This is a genomic window from Pontibacter sp. HJ8 (assembly GCF_054824225.1).
Map to the genome: position 1 here is coordinate 1 of NZ_JSYF01000158.1, position 5582 is coordinate 5582.

At 54.0% G+C, this 5582-nt stretch carries 5 protein-coding genes; 1 reads left to right on the plus strand and 4 read right to left on the minus strand.

The window, feature by feature from the left end; genetic code table 11:
- Positions 1 to 57: 57 nt before the first annotated feature.
- From OB13_RS08155 to OB13_RS08170, 4 genes are all read right to left on the minus strand, one after another.
- On the minus strand, positions 58 to 390 hold the full coding sequence (locus tag OB13_RS08155) for an ArsR/SmtB family transcription factor (protein ID WP_461489665.1): 333 nt from the start codon (positions 388 to 390) through the stop codon (positions 58 to 60).
- A gap of 275 nt (positions 391 to 665) precedes the next feature.
- Positions 666 to 2015 (minus strand): hypothetical protein, encoded by a 1350-nt coding sequence (locus OB13_RS08160; RefSeq protein ID WP_461489666.1) that lies wholly within the window; start codon positions 2013 to 2015, stop codon positions 666 to 668.
- Positions 2016 to 2085: 70 nt separating this feature from the next.
- Positions 2086 to 2523: a hypothetical protein gene (locus OB13_RS08165; RefSeq protein WP_461489667.1), complete on the minus strand. Its 438-nt coding sequence runs from the start codon at positions 2521 to 2523 to the stop codon at positions 2086 to 2088.
- Positions 2524 to 2599: 76 nt separating this feature from the next.
- Positions 2600 to 4702, minus strand: coding sequence for a copper-translocating P-type ATPase (locus OB13_RS08170; protein WP_461489668.1), 2103 nt, complete (start codon positions 4700 to 4702; stop codon positions 2600 to 2602).
- A gap of 386 nt (positions 4703 to 5088) precedes the next feature.
- On the opposite strand from OB13_RS08170, the gene OB13_RS08175 reads away from it, so the two are divergent.
- On the plus strand, positions 5089 to 5582 hold a 494-nt coding region (locus tag OB13_RS08175), incomplete at its 3' end, for a DUF2911 domain-containing protein (RefSeq protein ID WP_461489669.1).

The following is a 5582-nucleotide window of genomic DNA, read 5'->3' on the forward strand; positions in this document are numbered from 1 at the left end:
TATTCGTTTAAATTTTCAAATTGTATCGGTATATTACGATGATAATAAGCAAATTTTTTAACAGCAGCCTGTATTGCAGGGAACATAATTGGCAAACAATACCTGCAGCATTTGCTGCGCCTGCTTCCAGGCCTGCTCATTGATGCAGTAGCATACCTTCTTGCCGTCGATGTCTCCCTGGATCAGGCCAGCATCTTTCAGCTCCTTCAGGTGCTGGGACACTGTCGACTGCGACAAGGGAAGCTCTTCCACGATGTCGCCGCAGATACAGGCTCTGCGTTCCAGCAATATCCGCAGAATGGCTACGCGCGCCGGATGCGCCAATGCCTTGGCGTATCTGGCCATGGTAACGTCGGCCTCTGTGAACTGCTCTGATTTTGATATACCCATCGTATTTATTTATTATCGTAATATTACGATAATAGTTGCCGGACTGCAATTATTTTTTTACAAAATTTTTCTCTATCGGGCCTGAGGCTTCCAGATCAAGGTTTTTTAAGAATAACCTGGAACAATGGGGCAGTAGCTACCAGATCTGTCAGGACGACCGCGGTGCAGACGATGCCAGTTATTCCAAAGTGCTCCTGCATACAGTTCGATTCGTAAGCGGATACAGGTTTTAGCAGCCGTTCTAAAATGAATTAGGCTGTTCGGGCCCATTTATCTTAAGGCATCATCAGGGACGGGAACAGGCGCAGGTATACCTGACCGCTCAAAGGAAGCTTGCCGTAATAAGGATGCAGCGGACGCTCGGCCCGGAAAGCTGATACCTGTGCTCCCAGGTGCAGATTAGCTGGGCCAAGCCGGAACACCTGCCTGTTAGTGCCCACCGTCAAGGCGTGTATCCCGAAAATCTCATCATGGCCGAATAATTCTTCCTCAAAACCAAGCTCCCCGGTTGACTTTTGAACCCACTCATAGCGTCCGTACACGACAAATTTGTCATTCTGCAGATTGGACTCCAGCAGTACGGAGTGTTCTTTATGGTCCTGATCCACGTAGTTATAGCCCCAGTTGGCGGTGGATGTCCAGAAGCGCCCTGCGCCTGACAGCTTTTTGCTGTGCAGTACGGTGGCAGTAGAGCGGTATACATCCTCGTCAGGTTCTATTGCCTCCGGGCTCTTGACATAAGCAGTAGAAGCTTGCAGGCTCCATTGTGGCGTAGGGTTGTAGGTAAGGCGCAGCGCGCGGGAGTCGAAGCGGGGCTTGTCGAAGTCATAACGCTCTTCATTGGGCTCCCGACCTGTAAACGATGAGCCTTCCAGTTTGAGGTTCTGGTAACGGACACCAAGTGTGGCAACGCCAAATGTGATGTGGGTGGCATCCTGCCAGTGGTGCCCCAGGGGAGAGTCCGGATTATTGAGTGCCGAGGGGCGGTGCATAAAGGCCACGTTGCTGAGGGCGGGCTCACCGGGATAGCCCAGATACAGGAACACATCCGCATCCGGGGAGAGCATGTGCGTGTAGCCGACAGAGAGCTCACTGACCAGGTCGTGCGGGTGCTGGCGATCGATCAAAGGACGGCCCTGGTAAGTCTCGCCGGTCTGGAAAAGCAGGGGATAACCGTTGCCTCCCACCGTGAGCGGATCCAGCGAGAGCATGGCGCTGAACCGGAAAAGTCCGCGGTGTCCTACAGGGCGCCGCCCCATGAACATGAGCCAGTTGGGGATGTCGAACTGACTGTCGCCCCGGTTGCCGCTCTCGAAAATGTCCTGCTTGTTGTAGCGCACAAATGCGTTATAGTGCAGCATAAACATCCAGCTGCTGTGGTGGAACATGTTCCCGTACATGGGCGACTCGTCAGGCAGCCAACCCGTGCCGGAAGCGTTGCGGTTCATGGGCAGGTTGCGCGAAAAAGCATGTGACATGGTAGGGCCATGCTGCATGTCCCCGTGCTGCATATGCTGGAGAGTATCCTGTGGCAGTTTTTGCTTCTGGTGGTGCTCGTGTTGTGCGCTGACCGGCAGCGCACCGGCAGTAACTGAAAGCAGGTATAGCAGGTATAAGTATTTCATGTGTCTGGGTATTTTGGGGAGCGTATACCTGTATCCGGGAAGGGGGATACCAGGCTTTGGCTCCTTTATATTACCTGCCTAGCTGGCGCATCAACTGCTGCATACAAGCCGAGTCCAGCATCCCACGGCGCTGCATTTGCTGCATCATCTTGCCCATCATAGCACGGTTCTGCATCATCGTTTGAGACAGCATGTTGCAGGCGGCAGAATCGGTTGCGCAAAGAGCCAGCAGCTGTCTCATTTGCGCTTTGATCTGCCCTTGGTTCATACCTGACATGCGCATGCTGTCTCCCATCATGGCGCCCCTGCCCATCATAGGGCCACTTGTATTCCGCTCCCGCATCAGGGTCATGATTTCATTCTGCATTGCTTCATCGTCCAGGATAGCGGTATAGATTTCCCCGCGCGTCTGCTCATCCCGAAGAATCTCATCTGCAGTTTCGGATCGTTGGCAACCCGTTAGCATCAGGAGCAGGCAGGCGGACAGGAGTAAGTACAGTTTTTTCATCTTATAGAAGTTTTAGGTATGCCAAATTCTTTAGTTACGCCTACTGGCAGCAGTATGGTTGTATCACTGCAAGCACTTACTTGATCTGCCTGCGCAGCAACTGCGCATTGATGGCCACGATCACGGTACTCAGGCTCATGAGAGCGGCCCCTACAGCTGGCGACACCATAATGCCCTGGTTGTAGAGCACACCTGCCGCCAGGGGCAGCGCGATCACGTTGTAGCCGGTGGCCCAGATCAGGTTCTGGATCATTTTTCGGTGGGTGGCTTTCCCGAAGAGGATCAGTTTGGCAATGTCCTGCGGATTGCTGTTGACCAGGATGATGTCGGCTGTTTCGGCGGCCACATCGGTGCCCGAGCCGACGGCAATCCCAACATCTGCCTGTGCCAGGGCAGGGGCATCGTTTACGCCATCGCCCGTCATGGCCACAAACTCGCCTCTGGCCTGTAGCTCCTTCACCTTCTCCTGTTTCTGGTGGGGCAGCACGTTGGCCAGGTAGCCGTCCATGTGCAACTTGTCGCTCACGCTTTTGGCCACCCGTTCGTTGTCGCCTGTCAGCAACAGGTTCTGTATGTCATTTTCTTTGAGTATGCGGATGGCCTCCGCCGACTCTTCGCGTAGCTGGTCGCGCATGCTGATGTAGCCGACGGCCTTCCCGTTCACCAGCACGTATACCACGGTTTCAACGCCTTCTTCTGCCTTGCTGGCAGGCACCCTAATCTGAAATTCAGCGATATAGTTCGGGCCGACTACCTTCACGTCTTTGTCTTCTACCATACCTTCCAGTCCTTTGCCCGGCAGGTAGTTGAAAGCCTGGGAGGGAGGCACTGCTATACCTTCTTCTTTGACTTTGCGCAGTATACCCTGACCTATAAAGTGCTCTGAATGCTGCTCCACACCAGCTGCCAGACGCAGCATTTCACGCGCGTCCGGGGTGGCAGCAAAGGCCACGACGGCAGCTATTGCATGTGAACCCTGGGTTAAAGTACCGGTTTTATCAAAGAGGATGGTGGTGATCCTGCGGGCATTTTCGAAGGCCGTGCGGTTGCGTATGAGCAGCCCGTTATTGGCCGAAACGGCGGTAGAGATAGCCACGACCAGCGGTATGGCCAGCCCCAGCGCATGCGGACAGGAGATGACCATCACGGTAACCATGCGCTCCAGGGCAAACGCAAGTTCCTGGCCCAGCATTAACCAAACGGCAAACGTTCCGAAGCCGGCGATAAGGGCAATGTAGGTGAGCCACCTAGCGGCGCGGTCTGCCAGGCGCTGCGTTTCCGATTTGGTTTTCTGAGCTTCCTGCACCAGGGTGATCACCTTGTTGAGGTAACTCTCTTTGCCGGTATGTTCCACCCGCACCTGCAAGGAACCGTTGCCGTTAATGGCGCCCCCGATCACTTTGTCGCCATTTGTTTTTTTGACCGGTTTGCTCTCGCCGGTCAGCATGCTTTCATTCAGGTGGCTTTCACCTTCTTCTACTATGCCGTCGGCCGGTACTTTCTCGCCGGGTTTGATCAAGATCAGGTCACCTTTTTGCAGGTCTTCTATGCGTACGTGCACCGTTTCGCCATCTTTGATCAGCATGGCCTCAGCCGGCATCATGCTCACGAGCAGCTCCAGCGCTTTGGAAGCGCCCAGCACTGACTTCATCTCGATCCAGTGCCCGAGCAGCATGATCACGATCAGGGTGGCCAGCTCCCAGAAAAAGTCCATACCCTGCAGCCCAAAAACAATGGCCGTGCTGTAGAGGTAGGCGACCGAAATGGCTACCCCAATCAGTGTCATCATACCGGGCGCGCCCTTCTTTACTTCTTCGACCAAACCTGTTAGGAAAGGCCAGCCGCCGTAAAAGTAGATAACAGAAGAGAGCACGAAAGCGATGTACATACTGTAAGGTATAGCCAACGAGAACCCCAGGATGTGCTGCACCATCGGACTCAGGAGGATGACAGGTATAGACAGCACCAGCGAAACCCAGAACCTGCGCCGGAAGTCGTCGATCATCATGCGGTGGTGGTCATGGCCGTGGCCGCCGTGCGGCGGATGGCCGGTGGTATCTGCGTGCATGGCTTGCTCATGGCCGTGCAGCGTCTTTTCTTCCAGCTTTTCCGTTACCTGGTCTTTCTGGTGGCGGGCCTGCTGCTGATTTTCAGGAGAGGGATGGTGGTCGTGGTCCATAGTAGAAGTATACTCAAGAACTTCGCTAACTTGTTGCAGTTCAAGCAAAAGAGGAATAAAAAAACCGGCGCATTGTGTAGGTACGCCGGTTTGGTACGGAATCAGGAAGGGAGGCATTTATTTCTGAGCAGCTTTCCACTTGTGAATGACCAGGTATAGTAGTCCTACGAATGCATGCGGAAGAGGCAGATGAGAGTGCACCTGTTATGCCTGCTTGTGCAGGCCGGTTACATTCTGTAGTTCATTTTCAATTTTCAACCCGTATGTCTTTACTTAATTCCTACATTTGCAGGAGTAAAAACTTTAGATAGTAAGCCCTTGCCGGCTAGCATTCTGCTGTATGAAATTGTATCCTTTTTTGTCTTGCTATACCTATCGTCAAACCCATGAACTCTAAATTGTCTAATTCCTTTCTGATCCTGCTGCTTTGCTCCACGCTCACTTACTGCAGCCAGCCGGCGCAGGAACAGGAACCGCCGGCAGAGAACGCGCAACATACTACCCATGCACCTGAAATGCCGGTGGAAGGCTTGGTCATTCAGGCGCAGGCAGCGCCGGACACCATGAAAGGGAGCCTCAAAGCAGAAGCCCACGGGCAGGTCGGGAACGCGCACATCCTGATAAACTACCATTCACCTGCGGTGCGCGGGCGTGTGATATGGGGTGGTCTGGTGGCCTACAACCAGGTATGGGTGACGGGTGCCCACTCGGCTACGACCCTCTCCACGGACACGGACATCACCCTGGGAGGGAAACAACTGCCGGCCGGCAAGTATGCCCTGTTCACCATTCCCGGACAGGACGAGTGGACGATCATCATCAACAGGAACTGGGAGCAGCACCTGGCCGATGACTATTCAGAAGATGAGGATGTGTTGCG